Annotated in this window: 16 protein-coding genes; 11 read left to right on the top strand and 5 right to left on the bottom strand. The window is 52.6% G+C overall.

The features are described from left to right. Positions 1 to 323: 323 nt before the first annotated feature. The 3 genes from NSU14_RS20970 to NSU14_RS20960 all read right to left on the bottom strand — a co-directional run bounded on the left by NSU14_RS20970 (position 324) and on the right by NSU14_RS20960 (position 3245). Positions 324 to 1109 (bottom strand): hypothetical protein, encoded by a 786-nt coding sequence (locus NSU14_RS20970; RefSeq protein WP_340947249.1) that lies wholly within the window; start codon positions 1107 to 1109, stop codon positions 324 to 326. A gap of 409 nt (positions 1110 to 1518) precedes the next feature. Further along, complete coding sequence (locus NSU14_RS20965; RefSeq protein ID WP_042135350.1) at positions 1519 to 2355, bottom strand: carbohydrate ABC transporter permease; 837 nt, start codon at positions 2353 to 2355, stop codon at positions 1519 to 1521. Continuing rightward, positions 2355 to 3245, bottom strand: a complete 891-nt coding sequence (locus NSU14_RS20960) for a carbohydrate ABC transporter permease (RefSeq protein ID WP_042135351.1) — start codon at positions 3243 to 3245, stop codon at positions 2355 to 2357. Before NSU14_RS20960 ends, NSU14_RS20965 begins: the two co-directional genes overlap by 1 nt. A gap of 215 nt (positions 3246 to 3460) precedes the next feature. Here NSU14_RS20960 and NSU14_RS20955 point away from each other — a divergent pair, with 215 nt between their 5' ends. The 5 genes from NSU14_RS20955 to NSU14_RS20935 all read left to right on the top strand — a co-directional run bounded on the left by NSU14_RS20955 (position 3461) and on the right by NSU14_RS20935 (position 11914). Further along, positions 3461 to 5326, top strand: coding sequence for a sensor histidine kinase (locus NSU14_RS20955; protein ID WP_042135352.1), 1866 nt, complete (start codon positions 3461 to 3463; stop codon positions 5324 to 5326). After that, positions 5319 to 6974: a response regulator gene (locus NSU14_RS20950; protein WP_340947242.1), complete on the top strand. Its 1656-nt coding sequence runs from the start codon at positions 5319 to 5321 to the stop codon at positions 6972 to 6974. The genes NSU14_RS20955 and NSU14_RS20950 overlap by 8 nt, the downstream gene beginning before the upstream one ends. Positions 6975 to 7097: 123 nt before the next feature. Beyond that, entirely contained in the window at positions 7098 to 8423 is a 1326-nt protein-coding gene (locus NSU14_RS20945) for an ABC transporter substrate-binding protein (RefSeq protein ID WP_039310299.1), read from the top strand. A 390-nt stretch (positions 8424 to 8813) separates the two neighbouring features. Further along, on the top strand, positions 8814 to 10916 hold the full coding sequence (locus NSU14_RS20940) for an alpha-galactosidase (protein WP_340947238.1): 2103 nt from the start codon (positions 8814 to 8816) through the stop codon (positions 10914 to 10916). Between the two features lie 740 nt (positions 10917 to 11656). Further along, positions 11657 to 11914, top strand: coding sequence for an AbrB/MazE/SpoVT family DNA-binding domain-containing protein (locus NSU14_RS20935; RefSeq protein ID WP_025708535.1), 258 nt, complete (start codon positions 11657 to 11659; stop codon positions 11912 to 11914). A gap of 182 nt (positions 11915 to 12096) precedes the next feature. On the opposite strand, the gene NSU14_RS20930 is transcribed toward NSU14_RS20935, so the two are convergent. Next, a complete protein-coding gene (locus NSU14_RS20930; RefSeq protein WP_042135359.1) occupies positions 12097 to 12609 on the bottom strand; it encodes a PadR family transcriptional regulator in 513 nt (170 codons plus the stop codon). Between the two features lie 105 nt (positions 12610 to 12714). Beyond that, on the bottom strand, positions 12715 to 13866 hold the full coding sequence (locus tag NSU14_RS20925) for a YhgE/Pip domain-containing protein (RefSeq protein WP_340947236.1): 1152 nt from the start codon (positions 13864 to 13866) through the stop codon (positions 12715 to 12717). A 194-nt stretch (positions 13867 to 14060) separates the two neighbouring features. On the opposite strand from NSU14_RS20925, the gene NSU14_RS20920 reads away from it, so the two are divergent. The 6 genes from NSU14_RS20920 (at position 14061) to NSU14_RS20895 (ending at position 21343) form a co-directional block, all read left to right on the top strand. Beyond that, complete coding sequence (locus NSU14_RS20920; protein WP_042135362.1) at positions 14061 to 14789, top strand: HAD family hydrolase; 729 nt, start codon at positions 14061 to 14063, stop codon at positions 14787 to 14789. Positions 14790 to 15061: 272 nt separating this feature from the next. Further along, entirely contained in the window at positions 15062 to 15802 is a 741-nt protein-coding gene (locus NSU14_RS20915) for a response regulator transcription factor (RefSeq protein ID WP_042135364.1), read from the top strand. 36 nt (positions 15803 to 15838) lie between these two features. After that, on the top strand, positions 15839 to 17191 hold the full coding sequence (locus NSU14_RS20910; protein ID WP_340947232.1) for an FAD-dependent oxidoreductase: 1353 nt from the start codon (positions 15839 to 15841) through the stop codon (positions 17189 to 17191). A 290-nt stretch (positions 17192 to 17481) separates the two neighbouring features. Then, the gene (locus tag NSU14_RS20905) at positions 17482 to 17730 is read left to right on the top strand and encodes a hypothetical protein (RefSeq protein WP_340947230.1); all 249 of its coding nucleotides are present in this window, start codon (positions 17482 to 17484) and stop codon (positions 17728 to 17730) included. Between the two features lie 114 nt (positions 17731 to 17844). Further along, a complete protein-coding gene (locus NSU14_RS20900) occupies positions 17845 to 19128 on the top strand; it encodes a citrate transporter (protein WP_256703768.1) in 1284 nt (427 codons plus the stop codon). A gap of 70 nt (positions 19129 to 19198) precedes the next feature. Then, on the top strand, positions 19199 to 21343 hold the full coding sequence (locus NSU14_RS20895) for a hydantoinase/oxoprolinase family protein (protein WP_340947229.1): 2145 nt from the start codon (positions 19199 to 19201) through the stop codon (positions 21341 to 21343). The last annotated feature ends 8 nt before the right edge of the window (positions 21344 to 21351 follow it).

Here is a 21351-nt window from a genome sequence, read left to right as displayed (position 1 = left end):
CGGTAGAGGAGTAGAAAGAGCGGTTGGTTGTAGACTGTATATGAGGTGGATTAGCAAAGGCATGTAAAGTAGCAGGAATATCCGGCTGATTGTCTGGAGTGGACGAAGTATGTGGACGGCGGTAAAAGATTTATGAGTAACATACGAACTATGGCTTCTATTGGGAAGCAACGATGGGGCGCACCATTCTTTTATACGTCCTTACTTAGAAGGCAAACGATGGGAGTGCTTGAAAGGGGAGGGAGTGGCGGAGGTCGTGCGGACTGTAGGGACGTTATTATACTCGAAAAGCTGCATTATCCGCCCATGCGGACAGAGAGCCGTTAAGTTCCTGATTCCCGCCGTTTCGGACCCGAAACAGCAGGATAAGTGCATCTGAGCCGCAACGAGAAAAAGAGGCCATTATTGGCGAAATAAAGTAAAGTCATCTGAGCGACTAGAATAAAGTCCGTTACGCCTTGCCGGCGGGCGGGCTTTTGTTCTGTATAGGGGATTATGATCTTCGTCTGTTGTGGATAAGTTTCTTTGGAATTTGGAGCAGCTTCGTTTGAAGGACGAGTGTGTGCCTGATCCGGCACAGAAGTCGGCAGCATGGGCAAATCAAAGGGATAAATCCCTCTATTTCCGCCGAAAGTGGGCGGAATGGGGAAATTAAAGGGATAAATCCCTCTAATTCCGCCGAAAGTAGGCGGAATGGGGAAATTAAAGGGATAAATACCTCTAATTCCGCCGAAAGTGGGCGGAATGGGGAAATTAAAGGGATAAATCCCTCTAATTCCGCCGAAAGTGGGCGGAATGGGGAAATTAAAGGGATAAATTCCTCTAATTCCGCCGAAAGTGGGCGGAATGGGGAAATTAAAGGGATAAATTCCTCTAATTCCGCCGAAAGTGGGCGGAATGGGGAAACCAAAGGGATAAATCCCTCTAATTCCGCCGAAAGTGGGCGGAATGGGGAAATCAAAGGGATAAATCCCTCTATTTCCGCCGAAAGTAGGCGGAATGGGGAAATTAAAGGGATAAATCCCTCTAATTCCGCCGAAAGTGGGCGGAATGGGGAAATCGAAGGGATAAATCCCTCTGATTTCCCTGAATACGTGCCAAAGGAGCAAATGAGGGGCACTAGTGCCCTTGAATTTACATGAGCTGCACAGGCTCCATAAGCCGCATAAGTTCAGCTAGTTTCACCCGTCAGGGTGACTTTTTTGTTTGAGGTTTTTAGATGTTTTCCAGCTTAAACAGCGGAGAGGACGGAACGATTGTGTATCAGCGACAGCGGCCGCCTGAAAGCTTTCCGCAGGAAAGCTCACTTCGGAAGCAGCAGCAGTGTCCAGATTTTCACCACTAAGAAGAATAAATAAAATCTGGACACAAGAGCGATGGGAACAACGGTCCGTTCACGCAGCGTCCTCACAAAACGCATAGGTAGATCCTGCACAACAGCAAAAGGCACGGCCCAAGCGAAATCCGCTTAGCCGTGCCTTATTTGTCTCAGGCGAGGGGGAGGAGCAGGATCAGGGATCAGCCCTTAACAGCTCCGGCAACTACGCCTTTGACGATGTACTTTTGCAGGAAGATGAAGACAACGATGGATGGCAATACGGCCATTACCATGGCGGTCATGGCATACTGCCAGTCCGAGGTATATTGACCTACGAAGGTGTAAGCGGCCAGTGTCAATGTCTTCGTATCCGGCGAGCCGTTAACCATCAGCAGCGGGAGCAGGAAGTCATTCCAGATCCACATCACGTCGATGATGACGATAGTGGTGGTTACCGATTTCAGCAGCGGGAAGATGACGCTGAAGAACAGGCGGAAGCCGGATGCGCCGTCAATGGTCGCACTTTCATCGATCTCCGTCGGGATTCCCTTCACGAAGCCGTGGTAGATAAATACGGCCAGCGGAGCGCCGAAGCCCCAGTACAAGAGGCCCAGCCCCCAGGTACTCTCGGACAGATGCAGGTTCTTGGCCGTCTGCAGCACAGTCAGCATGATCGACTGGAACGGGATCAGCATCGGCATAATGCACAGGAAGTAGATCACACCGCTCCATCTGGTTTTGGTCCGTGCCAGCTTATAGGCGGCGATGGAGGAGATGAAGACGATGCCGAGCAGGCCGACGCCGGTAATCACGAAGTTGTTCAGGAACAGCCGCGGATAGTTGATGAATTTCCAGACGTAGGAATAGTTGCTGAAGGTCAGGTGCTTCGGCAGCGCGATAACGTCGGTCATAACCTCGCTGAAGCTTTTCAAAGAGTTAATAATCGTCAGGAACAGCGGATACAGGAACAGCAGAGACAATATGACCAAAACAACTTCCAGTATGATCTTGCCGGCCTTGTTGTTGTTTGTTTTCATTATGCCTCAACCTCTCTCCGTTTGAAGACTGTCAGCTGGATGATCGTCACGACAAGTACTGCCAGGAACAGGATAAGCGCTTTCGCCGTACCGTAGCCGTACAGATTGTTCTGGAACGTATCCCGGTAAATATCATAAGCGATGCTGTAAGTGGTTCCGCCAGGACCGCCGCCGGTCAGCGACAGAATGACGTCGAATACCTTGATCGAATTGGTCAGCGCCATGAAGACGGATATCGTAATCGATGGGGCAAGCAGCGGCAGCGTAATGCTGAAGAATCTTCTCATCGGACCTGCGCCGTCTACGGTAGCAGCCTCCTTAAGATCCTCCGGCACAGACTGCAGACCGGCGATGTAGATGACCAGATAAAAACCGATCGACTGCCAGATAGATACGCCTAAGATGGAGATGAACGCCAGTCCCGGTGTCCCGAGCCAGCTTAAGTCGAAGATGGCCCAGCCGGTGCTCTCACCGAGTGAGTTGAAGCCCTGCATGAAGATGAATTTCCAGATGAAGCCGACAATCACAAGACTGAGGATATAAGGGATAAAGAATGCCGCTCTCAGCCAGGAGGTGCTCTTCAGCTTCATGTCCAGCAGCACGGCCAGCAGAATCGCCAGCACGTTGACGATCACAATGTAAAGGATTGCATATTTAATCGTGAACCAGGCCGCATCGGAGAAGTTCGTATCCCCCGAGAAGATCTGTTTGAAGTTGTCCAGTCCGACGAATTTGGGATGCTTGGAAATCCCGTTCCACTTCGTCATCGAATAACGGATGGTCATGGCAAAGGGAATGTAGAATGCAACTGCGATACAGATCAGAACCGGGAGTGTGAAGATTCCGAATTCGAATTTCTCGCGCCATCTTTTGCCGAGTGTTTTTAACATGGATGCACCTCTTCTTGAGTTATAGGGTGGGAGTATTGTGCCTGGCTTGCCACACATAACCATTCCGGTTAGTCTATATTGTGTATTATAGATCAGACCCCTATACTCAAAAATGGATTTAAGAGTACAGTTAGGGGTAAAAAGGTGAACTGAGTCCGGATGACCAAAATGAGTCTGGGACTGAGGCCTGATACACCAGCGGGGAGACGGAGAACATGATTAAACGAACGCTGTACAAGCTGTTTGAGCCTTTACTGGAGCGCATTTCCCGCAGGCTGGCCAACAAACTGATTCTTTTGTTCACTATAATCATCATTCTGGTGGTAAGCTCATTGACGTACATTTCCTATGGAATGCTGCGCAAGGAATCGGTGAACAACAGCATTGCGAGCACGAGCAACAATCTGCTGCTGGTCGGACGCAATCTGGAGAGTTACCTGAGCGGAATTGAACAATTGTCCCTGCCGCAGATCTCATATGATGAGTTTGCCTATGCCATCCTGCATGAATCAGAGGACTATGGCTCCAAGATGTATGTGGAGGATTATCTGAAGAATCTGTATTTCTCCCGCAATGACCTGGAGGCGGTATACCTGTACGTGATCAAGGAGCACAAGTATTATTATGTCACCAAGGAGAACTATAATATTACCGTCCGGGTGACCGAACATCCGCCGATCGACAATCTGTCCTGGTATAAGCGGGCACTGGCGAGTCCGTTCAACCGCTCCTATCAGTCTTTTGTGGAAGAAGCCCCGGCTGCGGAGAGCAGTGTGGATTATCCCGTTAACAAGGACAAGGTCTTCATGGGCTATCACCGGCTGCTGCGTTCCATTGTGTCTAGGGAGCCGCAGGCCGTACTGTCCCTATACCTTAACTCGTCGGTGACCGATGAGATTATGAAAGATATTCCGTTCAGCACCGGAGAGCATCTGATGTATATCAGCCCGGATAATGAGCCTTTTACAGTGGACGATAAGGAATTCTATCAAGGGAGCAGAGAGGCGGGGCTGCTGGACCAATTGACACCGGAAAAGAACGGGCGTGTGACGTGGTCGGATGAAGAACAGAAGTACCTGGTGATCTACGACATCAGTCAAAAAGAAGGCTGGAAGCTCGTCAAGCCGATTCCGTATACAGAAATCTATGCCGCGGCGACAACGACCCGTAAGCTGAATGTATTCATCGGCCTGCTGTTCCTGGTATTGTCCGTGGTGCTGGTCAGCGTCACTTCGAATAGAATTACGCACCCGCTGAAGAATCTGTCGCTGCAGATGAAGCGCTTCAGTACGGGGAGCTTCGATGCCGAGGCAACGGTGGAGGGCAAGGATGAGATCGCCTATCTGTCACGCCACTTCAATAAGATGGTCGAGAAGACCAATGAACTGATTAATGAACGCTATAAAATGAAAATCGTGGAAAAAAACGCGGTCCTCAAAGCGCTGGAGGCCGAGATTAATCCCCATTTCCTGTACAATGCGCTGCAGGCCATCTCTACCAAGGCGCTCAAGAACAACAATGATGATATCGTCGAGATGGTCGACAATCTGGCCATGACGCTGAGATACTGCATCAGCGGGCGGGATGTTGTGCAGGCCCGGGAAGAGCTGCGGCATATTGAGCGTTATCTGGCGCTGCAGAAAGCGCGGTTCGGCAGCCGGATGCAGGTCGTGTACGACTGGGATGAAAGCCTGATGGAGCTGAGGATTCCCAAGCTGTCGATTCAGACGCTGGTGGAGAACTGCATCAAGCATGCGCTGGAAAAGGTATCCACTACGGTTACCATCCGTATTGAGGCGCATGTTACCGCTACCCACAGCGTAATTTCTGTACGGGATGACGGGCCGGGAATCAATGAGGAGCGGCTGGAGCAAGTAATGAGCTCTCTGCAGATCCAGTGGGAGGACCGCGATTCGGATGCGGAGGAAGAGGATGGCAACGAGAGCATTGGGCTTAAGAACCTTAACACCCGGCTCAAGCTCTTATATGGAGAAGACGCGGGATTGGCCATTCACAGCAGTGAACACGGGACACAAATGGATATGCGGCTGCCGCGGGGAGGAGTAGGACAACATGTATAAAGTGCTGATTATAGACGATGAGGAGCCTTTGCGCGAAGCGATCAATATTCTGGGGGACTGGAAGGGGCTGGGTGTCGGACAGGTACTGGAGGCGACCAATGGCCAGGCGGGGCTGGAGATGCTGCGCCGGGAGAAATTCGATCTGGTGCTGGTGGATATGAAAATGCCGGAGCTGAGCGGTGCCCAGCTGCTGCAGATCGCCGAGGAGGAGTTCCCGGATCTGCTGCTGATTGTGATCAGCGGCTACAATGATTTTGAATATACGCGCCAGGCGATCCGCTCCAAGGTGGTGGATTATCTTTTGAAGCCGGTCAACCGTACCGATCTTAACCATGCACTGCGCAAGGCGGTGGATATACTCGAAGCGAAGCGGAAGCGGGAGAGCGAGTTCATCAACCGCAATATTACACTCAATATGTCTCTGCCGAAGCTGAAGGAGAAGATGTATTTGTCCATTATAGACCGCAGCTTCAAAACCCAGTCCAATGAAGCCTTCCTGCCGCTGATCGGTGCGGACGGGGCGGCCAGCCATTTCGCTGTAGGTATTCTGCGGATGCTTAATCTGGAGCAGGTGCGTAAAGAAAGATTCCATGAGGACCGGGATTTGCTGCATTTTGCCGTAACTAATGTAATGAATGAGAACAGTGACGGACAGTTTGAGTCGTTCAGCTTTGCCAGTCCCAAGGGGGAGCGGGAGTTTATCGCTATCTTTACGATGAAAGGCGGATATGGGGCGGACGCTGCTTTTCTGTCTCTGCATCATATGAAGAAGGCCGCATCTACGCTGAAGGAGCTGTTCGGCATCGTCTGTGCCGGTGGAATAGGTGATCCCTACAGCGATCTCCTGAGTATTGCCGGTTCTTATGAGCAGGCCAAAGAGGCATTGGACCGGATTGACCTGCTGACCATGAAGGACAGCATGATCCTGCAGAGCGGCGGCAGCATGATGGAGAAGCCGGCGTCCAGGGACAATCCCTCACTGACCGGGCGGATGCCGCAGATCCGCAGCAGCTTGGAGAGCGGGAACGTGAACCATGCGCGAAACATTTTCAGCGAGTTTGTCTCCAAGTGGAAGAGTGCGGAGCATTTCACACTTGGTGAAGCGGACAGAACACTGCAGGAATTCATTATTCTCCTCAATGAGATTGCTGCACAGCTGGATGCAGTGCCGCCGCAGATCCGCAGCAGCAAGGATAAGGGGCTGAATGCCCTGGGCATCCGCAGCGATTTTGCCTCCTTTGAACAGTTCGAGCGTGTACTTAACCAGATATTCGACGTTTATGCCGGAGAGATCAGCCGGACATTATCCGGAGACCGCAGCAGCGTGCTGGAAAATATTAAAGCATACATTGATAACCATTATTTTGAGGATATTAAGATATCGATGTTCACGGATAAATATTTCCTGAGCAGAGAATACTTGATGAAGCTGTTCAAGGGGCAGTACGGATACGGCATTCATGAGTATGTGCAAAAGGTGAGAATGGACAAAGCCAAAGCACTGCTGTCCGATCCCGGCCTCAAAATTCAGGATATTTCCGAAATGCTGGGGTACAAGGATAAGAACTATTTCAGCAAGGCGTTCCGCAATTACTATGATTGTTCACCTTCTGAATTCCGGCTGCAGCTGCCTGGGGTAGAAAAGTGAAACGGTTACATGAACACACTTTTTTACCCTCATAAGTTCACTTATGTACATTCTTATCCTTTTTCTTTTTATTTAGAATGATGAGCAAGACCACAAGATGCATAAGGAAAAGGGGGCAACATCATGTTAAAACGATTTATGGCACTATCTGCGAGTCTGCTGCTCGTCGGCGGACTGCTGGCCGGTTGCGGCGGGAACAATACTAATAATGCCGCTAACAACACGGCTGGAACAAATGGAGCAGAGAATACAGCTACAGATTCTTCCAAGCCCGTCACGATTAATATGTTTACCGCATCTCCCGAGTACACAGACGCTTTCAACGCCTACATCGCTGAATACAAGAAGGTTAAGCCAAATGTAACGATCAATCTGGAAATTATGCAGGCTGACTACAATACGGTGTTAAAATCCAAAATTGCCGCAGGCAGCACGCCTGACGTGTTCCAGACTACCGCTGGCGGCGATATCGATACTTTCGCTGAATACAGTGCCGACCTCACCAATGAACCGCTGGCAGCAGCGATGACAGATGCTGTCCGCTCCAACATGAGCTCCACAGACGGCAAAGTACTGGGACTTCCGGTCAAAGGCAACCTGTTCGTTCTGATGTACAACAAGAAGCTGCTGGCAGATGCCGGCATCACTGAAGTTCCCAAGACTACCGCTGAAATGGATGACGCCATCACCAAGCTCGAAGCTAAGGGCATCACGCCATTTGCGAACGCCTACAAAGAGTGGTGGGTATGGAAGCATATCTTCCAACACTTCGTTGACGCTGCAGCAACTGATGCAGGTACTGACGCTAAGACACTCGTAGCTGATTTCATCGCCGGCAAAACGACCTTCGCAGATCATCCGGTGCTGAAGGACAACTTCTTCACTTTCATTGATACAACAGTAAAACACGGAACGGACAAGCCGCTGGAACGCGACAGCAATGCTGAAGTCAGTGACTTTGCCCTAGGCAAAACAGCATTCATGACAGGTAAAGGCGCATGGGATGAAGAAGCGATCAAGAAAATCACCCCTGACTTTGATCTTGGCATCGCCGGCTACCCTGTCAGCGACAAAGCTGAGCAGTCCCAGATCATCACCGGTGCCGACCAGGCGCTGCGCATCAACAAGGATTCTGCTGTAGCTGCTGAAACGATTGAATTCTTCAACTGGCTGTACACTTCCGAATACGGTAAGAGCTGGTTCTCCACAGTAGCTAAGGTTATTCCTCCAATCAAGGATGCACCGATGCCTGACCTGCAAATGCCTAAGGAAATGGAAGAAATTCTCAAAACCGAGAAATCCGGCGACCTGTCGGTGAACTACTCGCTGGATACGTTCCACCAGAAATTCGGTGAATTGATGCAGGCTTATATCGGCGGCAGCAAGACTAAGGATCAAGCGATTGATGAAATTCAAAAGGCCTGGATTCAATTCGGGTCCGCTCAATAAAAGCTTTAGTACCGGGAGGGCCTCCGAAGTAGAATTATTACTGAGGGGGCCTTCTTTATATGTAACGCGGATTTGTGGCGGTGGCGGGCAGAAGTGGCTATATGTAACTGCGGGATGTTTGGATTTCCGGCCGCTGTTAGGTTTGGATTTCCCGATTTAAACTGCTGGCCGCAGTAGAAATCCAAACCTAAAGGCGGACGCTGCCGCTCCTCCAATTCCAAACCTCCCTCCGTTACTTCGCCACTTATGCAGCAGCGCAAGAAATCAGGAGTTACGAATATAAGAGAAGGCCTCATAATCAAGGGAGGCAGAGAAACCAAAGAAACCAAAGAGACTAAAGAGACAAAAGAGATCAAAGACAACAACATTTGTCAGGAGGCCAAATTACACATGAGCAGCAAGCTGATCGATATTGCCGAGAACGGACTTTATCTTACAATTGAAATAACGGAAGAACAGGATGTGCGGCTGCTGCATTTCGGGGCGGTGCCGCTTGAAGCGGGAAGGATTGAAGAAAAGAGCAAGGTGGGCTTCCGGCTGCTGGAGCTGCAGCTATCAGGGGAAGACCGGGCGGAGTATCACGGGCGGACGCACCGCGCGTCGTATCCGGGGCTGCGTATGGTGTATGGCGGGCACAGCGATACGATGAATCCTCTGGGACGCAAGCTGGAGATTACACTCGTTGATCCGCTGACAGGAGTGAAGGCGGTACAGCATTATCAGTTCTATACAGGTGTGCAGATTGTGCGCTCCTGGACAGTGCTGCGCAATGGAGGGGATGCGGATGCTGCGGTAGAATACATTTCTTCGTTTGCGCTTACTGGAGTGGACAAAGAGGGCAGCAAAGACCGGGGCGATAAAATCGAAGTGAGCCTTGCTCACAGCGGCTGGCAGAGCGAGCTGCAGTGGAAGAGCTACAGCCTGCCGGAGCTGGGTATGTCCCATCTGGCCGACCGTGGCTCGAAGCGGATTGCCGCCAGCAATACCGGCTCCTGGTCGGCGGCTGAGCTGCTGCCGATGGCGGTACTGCAGAATAAGGAGAGCGGGACAAGCCTGTTCTGGCAGATTGAGCACAACGGCTCCTGGCACTGGGAGCTGACTGATCAGTACGACCAGCTTACGCTGCTGGTCAGCGGGCCTACGGAGCATGACAACCACTGGTGGCTGAAGCTGGCCCCGGGTGAAGAATTCACCTCTGTGCCGGTGGCCGCAGGCGCTGTGCAGGGCGGCTTCCAGGGCGCGGCAGAGCAGCTGACCGCATACCGGCGGATCATCCGCAGACCGAATGAGGACAATGAGCTGCTGCGGATTATTTTTAATGACTATATGAACTGCCTGTGGGGAAGCCCGACGACGGAGAAGCTGCTGCCGCTGATTGATGCCGCCGCCGATGTCGGCTGTGAATACTTCTGTATTGATGCGGGCTGGTATGCCCCAGGCGAGTGGTGGGACGGCGTCGGCCAGTGGGATCCGTCAATCGAGCGTTTCCCGGAAGGCATCAAATATGTGCTGGACTATATCCGCAGCAAAGGAATGATTCCCGGACTCTGGCTGGAGCTGGAGGTTATGGGGGTCAACAGTCCGAAGCTGGCTGAGACCGACGACAGCTGGTTTTTCATGCGTCACGGCAAACGGGTGAAGGACCGCAGCCGGTATCAGCTGGATTACCGCAGCCCGAAGGTCATAGAGCATGCCAATGGCGTCATTGCCCGGCTGGTGGAAGAATACGGTGTCGGATATATTAAGATGGACTACAACATCAACGCAGGGATCGGCACAGAGACAGATGCCGACAGCTTCGGGGACGGCCTCTTGCAGCATAACCGGGCCTATCTGGCCTGGCTGGACAGTATCTTCGTCCGTTACCCGCAGCTGGTGATCGAGAACTGCTCCAGCGGCGGTATGCGGATGGACTATGCCATGCTCAGCCGCCACAGCATCCAGTCGACCAGCGACCAGGAGGATTATGTGCAGTACGCGGCCATTGCCGCAGGCTCCCCGGCGGCGCTGACGCCGGAGCAATCGGCCGTGTGGTCGTATCCGCTGCGCGAAGGCGATGATGAAGAGGTCATCTTCAACATGGTTAATGCGCTGCTGCTCCGCGTCCACCAGAGCGGCCATCTGGCCGAGCTTGCGCCGCAGCGCAGAGCCCTGGTGAAGGAGGCGCTGGATTATTACAAATCCATCCGTGCCCATATTCCGCAGGCGTTCGCCTTCTGGCCGCTCGGTCTGCCGGACAGCCGCGGGGAATGGGTCAGCTTCGGCCTGCGCCATGGCGACATCCGTTATATTGCCGTATGGCGGATTGCCGGAGATGCAGCGGGAATTACGCTGCCCGTCCCTGAGCTGAAGGGACAGGCCGCAGAGGCCCGCTGCGCCTATCCGCAGGCGCAGCGCTCCGAATGGAGCTGGAACCCGGCGGAAGGCAGCCTGAGCGTCTCGCTGCCGCCGGGCAAGACCGCGAGGCTCTTCGAGCTTCGGTCTTTGGTTTAACCCGTAATAAGAAACGCCCCCTCAAGGGCTGGAGGATAGTACTCCAGCTATATGAGGGGGTATTTTTATTGATAGGGAAATCAACCGTCTGATTCCGCCGAACCCGTTGTTCGATTCAATTCCCGCGATTTTGTGTATAGACGAAGCAGACGTTGTAACGGTCCGGTAAATATAGGAAGCGGAAAAAGGTATCTTATTTTGCCCGGCATGATTTAAGTGTCATTTTTCCAACTCTTGTTCCGGCAGAGGGACTTGAGCCAGTATTAAGTGCCTTTTATCCAACTGTTCTCGAAGCGGATCATGGACAACAGTAAAAGTTGAGAGCAGAAGAACAGAAGAGTAGAAAGGCAGAAGGGCAGATGGGAAACGGGAGCGGGAGCAGGAACGAGTATGAACATGTTCATGAACATGAACAGACATAGGAACGGAGTCGCAGCGGGTAGGCTAACCGGAAGCTCAAAACTACTAAAATCAAGGTTTTTTCTAAAATTTAAATAAAAAACTGTCAATCCGAGAGGAAATTGGATAAAATATGATTCAGGCTATTATTTTGTCGAATATGCTCTAAACTTTGTCGAATAATTTGTCGATATATATCAAAAGATGTAGAAATAAAATTGACAGGAAAGAAATAGCACTTTACAATGCAGATATAGCATAATCATTTCTACTATTTAGAAGCTTTGATAGCTTTTAACACTGAATGATGAATCAAGCGTTATTTCAAGGGAGGATGCATAATGATGAAAGCAACAGGTATTGTAAGAAAAGTAGATGAACTGGGACGTATCGTGATTCCGATTGAACTACGCAGAACGATGGGAATTGACATAAAAGACCCGCTCGAAATTTTTGTGGACGGCGAAAAGATCATTCTCAGAAAATATGAACCTACTTGTATCTTCTCCGGAAGTGCCGAGAACCTGATCAACTTCAAAGGCAAAATGGTCAGCAAAGATGTTCTTGACGAACTGATTGCAAGCTTCGACCACGTATAAGTTTTGTTCTGAACCGCACCATAAATAATGACAGCAGGGACCGCAGCGCAGGCACTTTAACAGTGTTTGCACTCCGGTCCCTTTTAAATAGCATGAACAAAGACGGCAGTTCCCGGGCTTAGGCTTAGGGAGGACTGCCGTCTTGTGTTGTTTGCGGGTCTATGCGCGGCTATGCTGATAGTTCAGCTCTCCAGCGCACTCTGCACTCTTCGGATAAAAGCATCGTATTGCACCAGCCCCAGCTCAATACAGAGCTTCTGGGAGGGCGTCAGCTTGCCGATCTTGTCCAGCTCCTGCAGCTTATGCTCCAGATCCTCGTACATCTCCTGTTTGGCCCGGAGGGCTTCGCGGAGCAGGGTGTGCATCGTCTCTTCATCTGCCATGTCCCCGAAATACAGATGCATCAGGAAGTCGGAACGGAGCACATCCTTCTCCGCAGGCTGACGCAAATACTTCTGGAAGTGCAGTTCACCGTCAGGTGTAATTGTAAACAAGTTCTTATCCGGTTTGCCCTCCTGGCGTACCGCTTCCCTGGAGATCAGACCCAGCTTCTCCATCTTGCTTAAGGTGGGGTAGATCGTGCCGAAGCTGGCATCGAAGAAGAAGGAGAAATACTCCTCGAAATGCCGCTTGATATCATAACCGGAATGGGGCTTCTCACTTAGAATCCCGAGTATTACATCTTGAATGTTCATTAACGTCTGCCGCTCCTCTCTCTCCTTCCTACCATATCACATCTGTCCTGCCGGACTCAATTTGAACTGGCGAAGGTGTCAGGGCCAGAGAAGCTTCACAGGTACTCAGGCATTGGCTGCCGCTCCGGTCCGGACTGCGCGTTTCTCCCGGCGGAACAGGGTAAGCAGCACACTGGCAGCGGTAGCAACAGCAGCGATATAGAGCAGCGCCGTCACGTCGTGCAGAATGCCCTCACCGCCTATGACGAGATCCAGCATGCCGTCCACAGCATAGTAAGCAGGGAAGAATTGGCCGACCGACTGGTAAAAGGGGGACAGTATGTCCCGGGGAATCGTAGCCCCGGAGCTCAGCATCTGTATGGACAGCAGCGCAATGTTCAGCCATGCTCCGGCATCGCCGAACAGCACAAGACTGAGATTGGCGACCGTCATGCAGGAGAGGATGACGACTAATTCGAACATCCACAGGCTGAGGAAGCCTTGCGAAGAGTGGATGCCGAGAACATGCAGCAGTGAAGCGCTGATGAGTGAGCCGGCAAGTGCAGTACCAGCCATCAGCACATACCGGGCGCTAAGCCTCTGCCATTTGCTGGCAGCAGCGGCCAGACTGGCAGAGACTTTGCTCAGGTTCATGGCCAGCAGCATGGCGCCGGTGAAGGAAGCCGTAACGACCATTAGCGGAACCATGGTTTCAGCGAAGTTGGTAGCCGGATTCACAATCTGGATATCGGAGCTGATCCGGCTTGCTGCGCTGCTTCGAATCATTGCGGCTTCTGCCTCCGGCAGCTTCATGGCAGTGAGCACGCCTCCAAGTCCCGCAGCACTGCTCTTTGCATCCATGGCAGCAGTGACTTTGGCCGCTACGCCCTGCATGACATTAGAGACCATCTGCGGATTGGATTCGTTCAGATAATAGCGGATCTTGGCCCCGGACGAAGGCTCGCTTAGTGAAGCGGTGAAGCCTTGGGGAAGCTCAATAATCATTCGGAGGGAACGATGCCCGAGCCGGTCCTGCGCCTCTGCCAGAGAGAGGCCCTCCACCTGTTCGAAGTTAAGGGACGTGGATATATTGTCAGCGATGGACTGGGCTGCACTGCCGTCTCCGTTAACAATGGCGATCGGCAGCTGATCTACCCGGTCAGTGACATGATCGTAGCCGGTGATCCAGATGAGGCTGAAAAAGACCTGGAACAGCAGCGCAGTAATAATCCCGACGATGGTTACGGGTTGTTTGAGAAACTGAATGATTAATTTCATTGTGTAAACACTCCTTATACCAATGTGTTATATAGCAATATGTAATATATCATTATGAAATAATAAAATCAATGCATATTCTTGGGTTCGTAGACAATACGTGCTGCTTTCCTATATCATTAAAGCGTGTTATGGAAGCTCCAGATGAACTAGAGAGTCAGAGGCAGAACAATTTGGAAGGGATGGGTCACCTTATGAGTTATGAAGAAAAGACACAGGCAGAGCACGGGCAGCTGCCGAAATTGAACAAACCGGAAGCTATCGTATTCGATATGGATGGTACGCTGTTCCAGACGGAGAGCCTGCTATTGCCGGCCTATCATAAAATGTTTGATATCCTGCGCGAGGAAGGGCTGTATTCCGGGCCTACTCCGCCGGAGGAGCGCATTCTGGGCAGCCTTGGCATGCTGCTGGCGCAAATCTGGAAGAATGTAATGCCGGAAGCGGACGCGGCGGTGCACCGCCGGGCGGATGAGCTGCTGCTGCAGCTGGAAATTGAAGGACTGGAAGCCGGAGGGACCCTTCTGTATCCTAAGGTAGTGGAAACGCTGCGTGCGCTTCATGCGCGCGGAGTGAAATTGTTCGTCGCCAGCAACGGGCTGGAGGATTATATTCACAGCATCGTAGTGGTGCATGAGCTGAAGGAGCTGTTCGAGGGCTTATACAGTGCAGGCGGACAAGGAACGGCAACCAAGACTGAGCTGCTTGGACTCCTGCTGGACAACCACAATATCAGCAGTGCCTGGATGGTGGGCGACCGTTCCTCTGACGTGGAAGCGGGCAAGGGCAACGGGCAGACGGTAATTGGCTGCGGCTACGCCGGATTCGGACGGCAGGATGAGCTGAAGGGCTCCGACGTTATTATTTCTTCCTTCGATGAATTAATCGGGCTGTACGACAACAGCACAGCGCAAGACCTGTAAGGAAGCAGATCCCGGAATAGTTTGTACAAAAGCAAGTACACACGGATGTCTTTACTGCCGGATCACCGGCGTTAAGGACATCCGTTTTGGCATCAGCGGGGACGGGTACGGATAAATCTCGAAATTTCATACCTTTTCTCGAATGTGGACCGTTTCTTTGGAGGTATGCAAAATTTATACTGATAGTGTAAGCGTTTCACCAGAAGTGAACCTCAGGAGCCCGGCGAAGGCGGGCGCAGAGGCCCGGACAATGTGGATGAGGAGGGATAGGCTTGCACAAGCTGTTTCTGGTTGAAGACGAAGCTCTGATCCGTTCGGGCCTCAAACATTTGATTGAGGAGGTTATCGGCGGCTTTCAGGTGGTGGGTGAAGCAGAGAACGGAAGACTTGCGCTGGAGGCGCTCAAGAGTGTGAAGCCCGATGTTCTGATTACGGATATACGGATGAATGAAATGAACGGTCTGGAGATGATCCGGCGGGTCCGTGACCAGTACCCTGACCTGTACATTCTAATTCTAAGCGGGTATGCCGACTTTGAATATGCGAAGCAGGCGATCAAATACGGCATCAGCGATTATCTGCTGAAGCCGGTTGACCGCACGGAGCTGGCCCAGGCACTGGGGGATTTCAGGCGCAAGCACGGAACCCGGAGCGGCCTTGCGGACCTGCCGGAAGAGGGCGGAGCAGACCTGAAGGGCAGGCAATTGATCCGTAAAGTGAAAGAGTTGGTTGCGCAGCGGCTGGATCAGGAAATTTCACTGCAATATATGGCGGAGCAGGTGCATCTGAATCACCAGTACCTGTCGGTACTGTTCAAATCAGAAACGGGGCAGAACTTTACGGATTATGTCTCGCAGTGCCGGATGAACCGGGCCAAGCAGCTGCTGAAGGAAACGAATCTCAAAATCTATGAGGTAGCCAAATTATCAGGCTATCTAAGCTCCAAGCATTTCATGGCGGTATTCAAGGACTATACCGGCAGCACTCCCACGCAGTACAGGGAACAGCTGTAATGTAACCGTTAACTTAAAAGGGGAAAAGGAGGAGCAATGATGCGGAAATATGAAGTTGTTGTAGCAGGCGGCGGGGTTTCAGGCTCGATCGCGGCCATCGCGGCAGCAAGAGCAGGCGCCGCAACACTGATCATAGAGGCAGGAGGTTTCCTCGGCGGAACTCTAACCGCTGCGGGTGTCGGGCCGATGATGACTTTTCATGCCGGAGATAAGCAGGCTATCCAGGGGATCACTGATGAGCTGATCCAGCGGCTTCAGGCGCTCGGCAAATCACCGGGGCATATCCCGGATGCGACTAACTACACTTATTCGGTGACACCATTCGATGCCGAAGCGATGAAATACGAGCTGGATCTGATGCTGCAGGAGAGCGGAGGCGAGGTGCTGTATCATACGATGCTGGCCGGGGCTGAAGTGTCCGGCAGACGCATTGAGTCGCTTACCCTGTGCAACAAGGCGGGGCTTAGCCGGATTACGGCGGATGTGTTCATTGATGCTACCGGAGACGGGGACTTGGCTGCCTGGTCCGGAGTGCCGTTCACCAAAGGGCGTGAATCCGATGAGCAGTCGCAGCCGATGACCCTGAAGATGAAGATGAGGGGGGTGGACACGGAGAAGATCAAGGCGTACATCCGGGAGCACCGCGAGGACTTCCCGCGCATGAACCTTGATATCACCGTGATGGACTCTGCGGCCAGATTATCTGTCGCCGGCTTCGACAAGCAGTTCCGGGAAGCCAAGTCGCGCGGCGAGATCAGTATTCCGAGAGAGGATGTGCTGTTCTTCGAGACGAGCAATCCCGGCGAGATTATTATGAACACCACACGTATTCTGGGCAAGGACAGCACAGATCCGTGGAGCCTCAGCGAGGCGGAGATTGAAGGGCGCAGGCAGTGTAGGGAGCTGGAGATTTTTCTGAAAAAGTATATTCCCGGCTTTGAAGAGTCCGTGGTAGTCTCCACAGGTCCGTCCATCGGTGTCCGCGGCTCCCGCCAGATCAAGGGTGTGTACACGCTGACCGCGCAGGATATTCTGTCGGTGAAGCCCTTTGCGGATGTGATCGCCCACTCCGGCTATCCGATTGATATTCACAGCCCGGACGGCGAGGGAACCGCAACGGATCATCTGGAATGGGGGGCGATGTACGGCATCCCTTACCGCTGCCTGATCACGAAGGAAATCGACAACCTGATTGTGGTCGGCAGATGTCTCTCAGCTACTTTTGAAGCCCAGGCGGCTGTGCGAACTACACCTACGGTGGGGGCAATTGGTCAGGCAGGCGGTACTGCGGCGGCATTGGCCGTGAAAGAAGGAGTCCCCGTGCAGCAGGTGGACTATAAGGAACTGCAGCATACACTCGTGGCGCATGGTGCTTATCTGGAGGTGTAACGGACGGAGCATGGTGCGCAAAAATAATGTCATGTACAGTGAACTGTTAATCTTTCGGATTAGCACGCCGTGCTCTCTGCTAGAGCCGCAGGCTGGTGGCTGTGACGGGACCGCGCCTAAGCTCTAACTGTATTTTGTGCAACTAAAGTGAGCGTTTATGGCGCTGCGAAGGTTTTAATTGCATTTGATACAGTTATAATCCCCATATTCCTCAAAAGGGGACTTATCGTTATTTTTAGTTGTACAGAATACAATTATTCCGGTAAAACCGGCTTTTCGCCAGCTTTTAGTTGTATGAAATACAATTAAATGCTGTTGCTGCAGTTGCTATTGCTATTGCTAATGCTATTGCTAATGCTGTTGCTGCTGTTGCTGCTGTTGCTGCTGCTGTTGCTGTTGTTGCTGTTGCTATTTCTGTTTCTGTTGCTGCTGCTGCTATAGCTATAGCTCTGTTACTAGCTTCTTACACCCCACGCTGGTTGCTCTCAAAGACTGGGAAGCGCGGACATGATACGGAAGGTTGTCATTTTCAAGATTAATCTATACCGTTCATTTGATTCCAAGCTTGCTTGGTTTCCAATGGTAATTAAGCACAATAATTCTTATAACAACGTATATTTCACAAAAATTTAGGAGGAATTGGTTTGGAAACTGTGCAGATTATCGGCATTTTACTTGTATTCATTGTGTTTGTGGGCTTGATGATGACCCGCAAGCTGACCACGCTGCTCGCCCTGCCGATGATGGCGATTCTGCTGGCGGCGATCGCGGGTATCCCGCTCCTGTCCGATAACCCGGATACCTTCACCATCACCAAGGGTGTGCTCGCAGGCGGGGCCATGAAGCTGTCTACCGCCATCGCCGGACTGATCTTCGGTGCCTGGTTCGGCCAGATTCTCAGCAAGGTCGGCATCACGAAGACCATTATCCGCAAAGCTGCGGAGCTGGCCGGTGACAAGCCGCTGGCGATTGCCCTTATCTTTTTCCTCGCCGCGTCTGTAATCTTCTCGGCTGCCAACGGGCTGGGCATGGTCATTCTCGTCGGAACGATCGCTATTCCCATTATGCTCACCGCCGGTCTGAAGCCGTTCGTCAGCGGCCTTGTTGTCCTGCTGGCCAATGCGGTCGGCGTGGTCTTCAACGTCTCCACCTGGGCGATTTATACCGATGTGCTTAAGGTGCCCACGAACACGATTGCTTCGTATTCACTGATCTGCGCTATTCCGCTGATTGTCATTGCCTTGATAATGATCGTCTACTATACCCGCAAAGACGGCAAGGTCCGCCGTGCCTGGGCCATGCCGCTCAAGCCGGAATTCCAGGCTCAGGATACCAAGAACGTAAGAGCCATTGCGCTTATCAGCCCGCTTGTTCCGGTGCTGCTGGTATTTTTCCTGAAGGTTGATATTGTCTCTGCAGTCTTCATGGGGGCGGTTGTCACATTGCTGCTCGCCACACCGAAGCGTCCGATCCATGTGCTGTCGAGTGCGCTGGTGGAAGGGATTCAGGATGTGGCCGGTGCGCTTGGACTGATGATCGGGATCGGGATGCTGCTCAGCGCGGTAACTGCACCTCCGGTGGCGTTGCTGATTCAGCCGCTGATCGAAGGCATTATTCCAACCAGTCCGCTGATGTACATTCTCGTCTTCACTTTGCTGTCTCCGCTTGCGATTTACCGTGGACCGCTTAACGTCTGGGGACTCGGCAGCGGAATCGCGGCACTGATTGTTGCCGGAGGAATGGCACCAGTTGCGGCTATGCTGGCACTGCGTATCGTGAGCAATCTGCAGGCTGTCAGCGATCCGACCAACTCCCACAATGTCTGGATCGCCGACTACACCAAGACGGATATTATTGAAACGCTGCGCAAAACCCTGCCATGGATGTTCGCGGCTGTGATGATCTCGATGATTATCGCGGGTCTGACCGTTTTCTAGATTAAGCTCTGGTTAGGCGAATACAGATTGCAGATTAGAGACATAAGCTTCATGGAGAGGAGAACCTGCTATGAACAATAAACAAATCAGGATCGGCATCGATGTCGGGGGAACCTTCACGGATGCCGTTGCGATAGACAATGAGACCTTTGAGGTGTTGTCCAAGGTCAAAATGCCCACAACACATCACGATGAACGCGGAGTCGCCAGCGGGATTGTCCAGATCATTCAGCGGATTATGAGCGAGAACGGCATTCTTCCCGGTGACATCAAGTTCATCGCCCACGGGACGACTCAGGCCACCAATGCTCTGCTCGAAGGAGATGTTGCCCGTGTAGGCATCGTGGGGATGGGCACGGGACTGGATGCCCGCAGTGCCCGCTCCGAGACCAATGTGGCGAATATCGAGCTGGCTGCCGGTAAATATCTTACCACCTATCACAAGTTCATTGATTCGAAGGAACTGACGCCGGAAACCATCGATGCGGCGATTGATCAGCTGCTCGCCCAGGGTGCAGAGGTTATTGTGGCCTCGGAAGCCTACAGTGTCGATGATCCGGCCAACGAGCTGAGAGTGATGGAAGCGGCGCGCAGCCGGGGAGTGTACGCCACCGGCGGACATGAAATCTCCCAGCTCTATGGGCTGAAGACGCGGACCCGTACAGCGGTCGTCAATGCGAGCCTGATTCCGAAGATGATGGAGACCGCCAACATGACTGAGCAGGCCGTCAAAGAAGCGGGGATTACCTCCCAGCTGATGATCATGCGCTGCGATGGCGGTGTCATGAGCATCGACGAGGTGCGCAAGCGTCCGATCCTGACCATGCTGTCAGGGCTGGCGGCCGGTGTGGCCGGCGCCCTGATGTATGAGAAGATATCGGACGGTATTTTCTTCGAAGTCGGCGGAACCAGTGTAGATATCTCCGTGATCAAGAACGGCAAGGTGATGATTGAGAATGCCCAGGTAGGCGGACATAAGACGTATCTGCGTTCGCTGGATGTACGGACGCTCGCCGTTGCCGGGGGCAGCATGATCCAGATCGGCGGAGGCAAGATCACGGATGTCGGCCCGCGCAGTGCGCATATCGCCGGTCTGGAGTACGAATGCTTCACCGGTAAGGAGAATCTGGAGCAGCCTGTCATCGGTCTCGTCAGTCCGCGTCCGGGAGATCCGGATTACGTCACCGTCCGGGGTGCGGGAGGACATGAATATGCGCTGACCCTGGCAGGTGCGGCGAATCTGCTGAATCATGTGCCGGAGACGGACTATGCCCGCGGGAATATGGAGAGTACCAGGATAGCCTGGCAGGCGCTGGGTTCCCGGCTCGGCATGTCTGCGGAAGACGCAGCAAGGGCAGCAATGGATATTGCCATCCGCAAGGTGATGGCGGTTGTCAATCAGATGATCAGCGATTATGAGCTGGACACCGGGTTTGTTACGCTGGTGGGCGGCGGCGGCAGCGGAGCAGTGCTCGTTCCGGCAATGGCGGCGAGTGAAGGCTTCAAGCACCAGATCGCCAATAATGCGCCGTATATCTCCACGATCGGCGTTGGGATGGCAATGGTCCGCGAGCAGATCGAGAAGACTGTGGTCGGTGCGACAGAGCGGGATATCAAGCTGATCCGGGCGGAGATTATGGAGAAAATCGTCCAGTCCGGAGCGAATGAAGCCACGGTTGACGTGACGATCGAGATCGATTCGCAGCGCAATATTCTGCGGGCCATCGCCACCGGCTCGACCGAGCTGCGCTCGAAGGATCTGGCCAGCCGCGAGGTGCCCGTGAACGAGCTGATGCTGACGGCGGCGGAAGCACTGGGCCAGCCGGCCGGTCAGACGGAGCTGAAGGCGGCCTCCGGCAGATGGTTCCTGTTCGAGTCCGGCGAAATCAAGAAGTCCATGTTTGGGCTGGTGAAGAAGAAGCTCAGCCATGTCGGCGTGCTGGATCGCGAGGGCGTGGTGCGATTTAAGAAGACGAATGCGTATCATCTGGCTTTTTTGAAGAAGAATATGGCCGACCGGTTTGCCTCGTTCCTGGAGGAGAATACAATCTATTCGGACGCTAATGCGACGATCCCGAAGACCTTTGTCTTCTATAAGGAAAAAATGCTCGATCTGACCGGGATGCAGACCAAGGAGCAGCTGTTCTCCATTCTCGAAGTGGAAACCCAGCTGCTAGAGGACAACAGCGAAATACTCGCTGTCGTCTATCAGTAGGAGGTGTA

Origin of the sequence: Paenibacillus sp. FSL R10-2771 (assembly GCF_038000205.1) — a bacterium.
Classification (GTDB): domain Bacteria; phylum Bacillota; class Bacilli; order Paenibacillales; family Paenibacillaceae; genus Paenibacillus_AQ; species Paenibacillus_AQ phytohabitans.
The sequence above is the reverse complement of the archived record's forward strand: the minus strand, read 5'-3'. Positions and strand labels throughout refer to the sequence as shown.

Bases quoted from the DNA above. Each gene is read 5' to 3' on its own strand.
- NSU14_RS20965 (WP_042135350.1), bottom strand. From the start codon at position 2,355: ATGAAAACAAACAACAACAAGGCCGGCAAGATCATACTGGAAGTTGTT.
- NSU14_RS20960 (WP_042135351.1), bottom strand. From the start codon at position 3,245: ATGTTAAAAACACTCGGCAAAAGATGGCGCGAGAAATTCGAATTCGGA.
- NSU14_RS20955 (WP_042135352.1), top strand. From the start codon at position 3,461: ATGATTAAACGAACGCTGTACAAGCTGTTTGAGCCTTTACTGGAGCGC.
- NSU14_RS20950 (WP_340947242.1), top strand. From the start codon at position 5,319: ATGTATAAAGTGCTGATTATAGACGATGAGGAGCCTTTGCGCGAAGCG.
- NSU14_RS20945 (WP_039310299.1), top strand. From the start codon at position 7,098: ATGTTAAAACGATTTATGGCACTATCTGCGAGTCTGCTGCTCGTCGGC.
- NSU14_RS20940 (WP_340947238.1), top strand. From the start codon at position 8,814: ATGAGCAGCAAGCTGATCGATATTGCCGAGAACGGACTTTATCTTACA.
- NSU14_RS20935 (WP_025708535.1), top strand. From the start codon at position 11,657: ATGATGAAAGCAACAGGTATTGTAAGAAAAGTAGATGAACTGGGACGT.
- NSU14_RS20930 (WP_042135359.1), bottom strand. From the start codon at position 12,609: ATGAACATTCAAGATGTAATACTCGGGATTCTAAGTGAGAAGCCCCAT.
- NSU14_RS20925 (WP_340947236.1), bottom strand. From the start codon at position 13,866: ATGAAATTAATCATTCAGTTTCTCAAACAACCCGTAACCATCGTCGGG.
- NSU14_RS20920 (WP_042135362.1), top strand. From the start codon at position 14,061: ATGAGTTATGAAGAAAAGACACAGGCAGAGCACGGGCAGCTGCCGAAA.
- NSU14_RS20910 (WP_340947232.1), top strand. From the start codon at position 15,839: ATGATGCGGAAATATGAAGTTGTTGTAGCAGGCGGCGGGGTTTCAGGC.
- NSU14_RS20895 (WP_340947229.1), top strand. From the start codon at position 19,199: ATGAACAATAAACAAATCAGGATCGGCATCGATGTCGGGGGAACCTTC.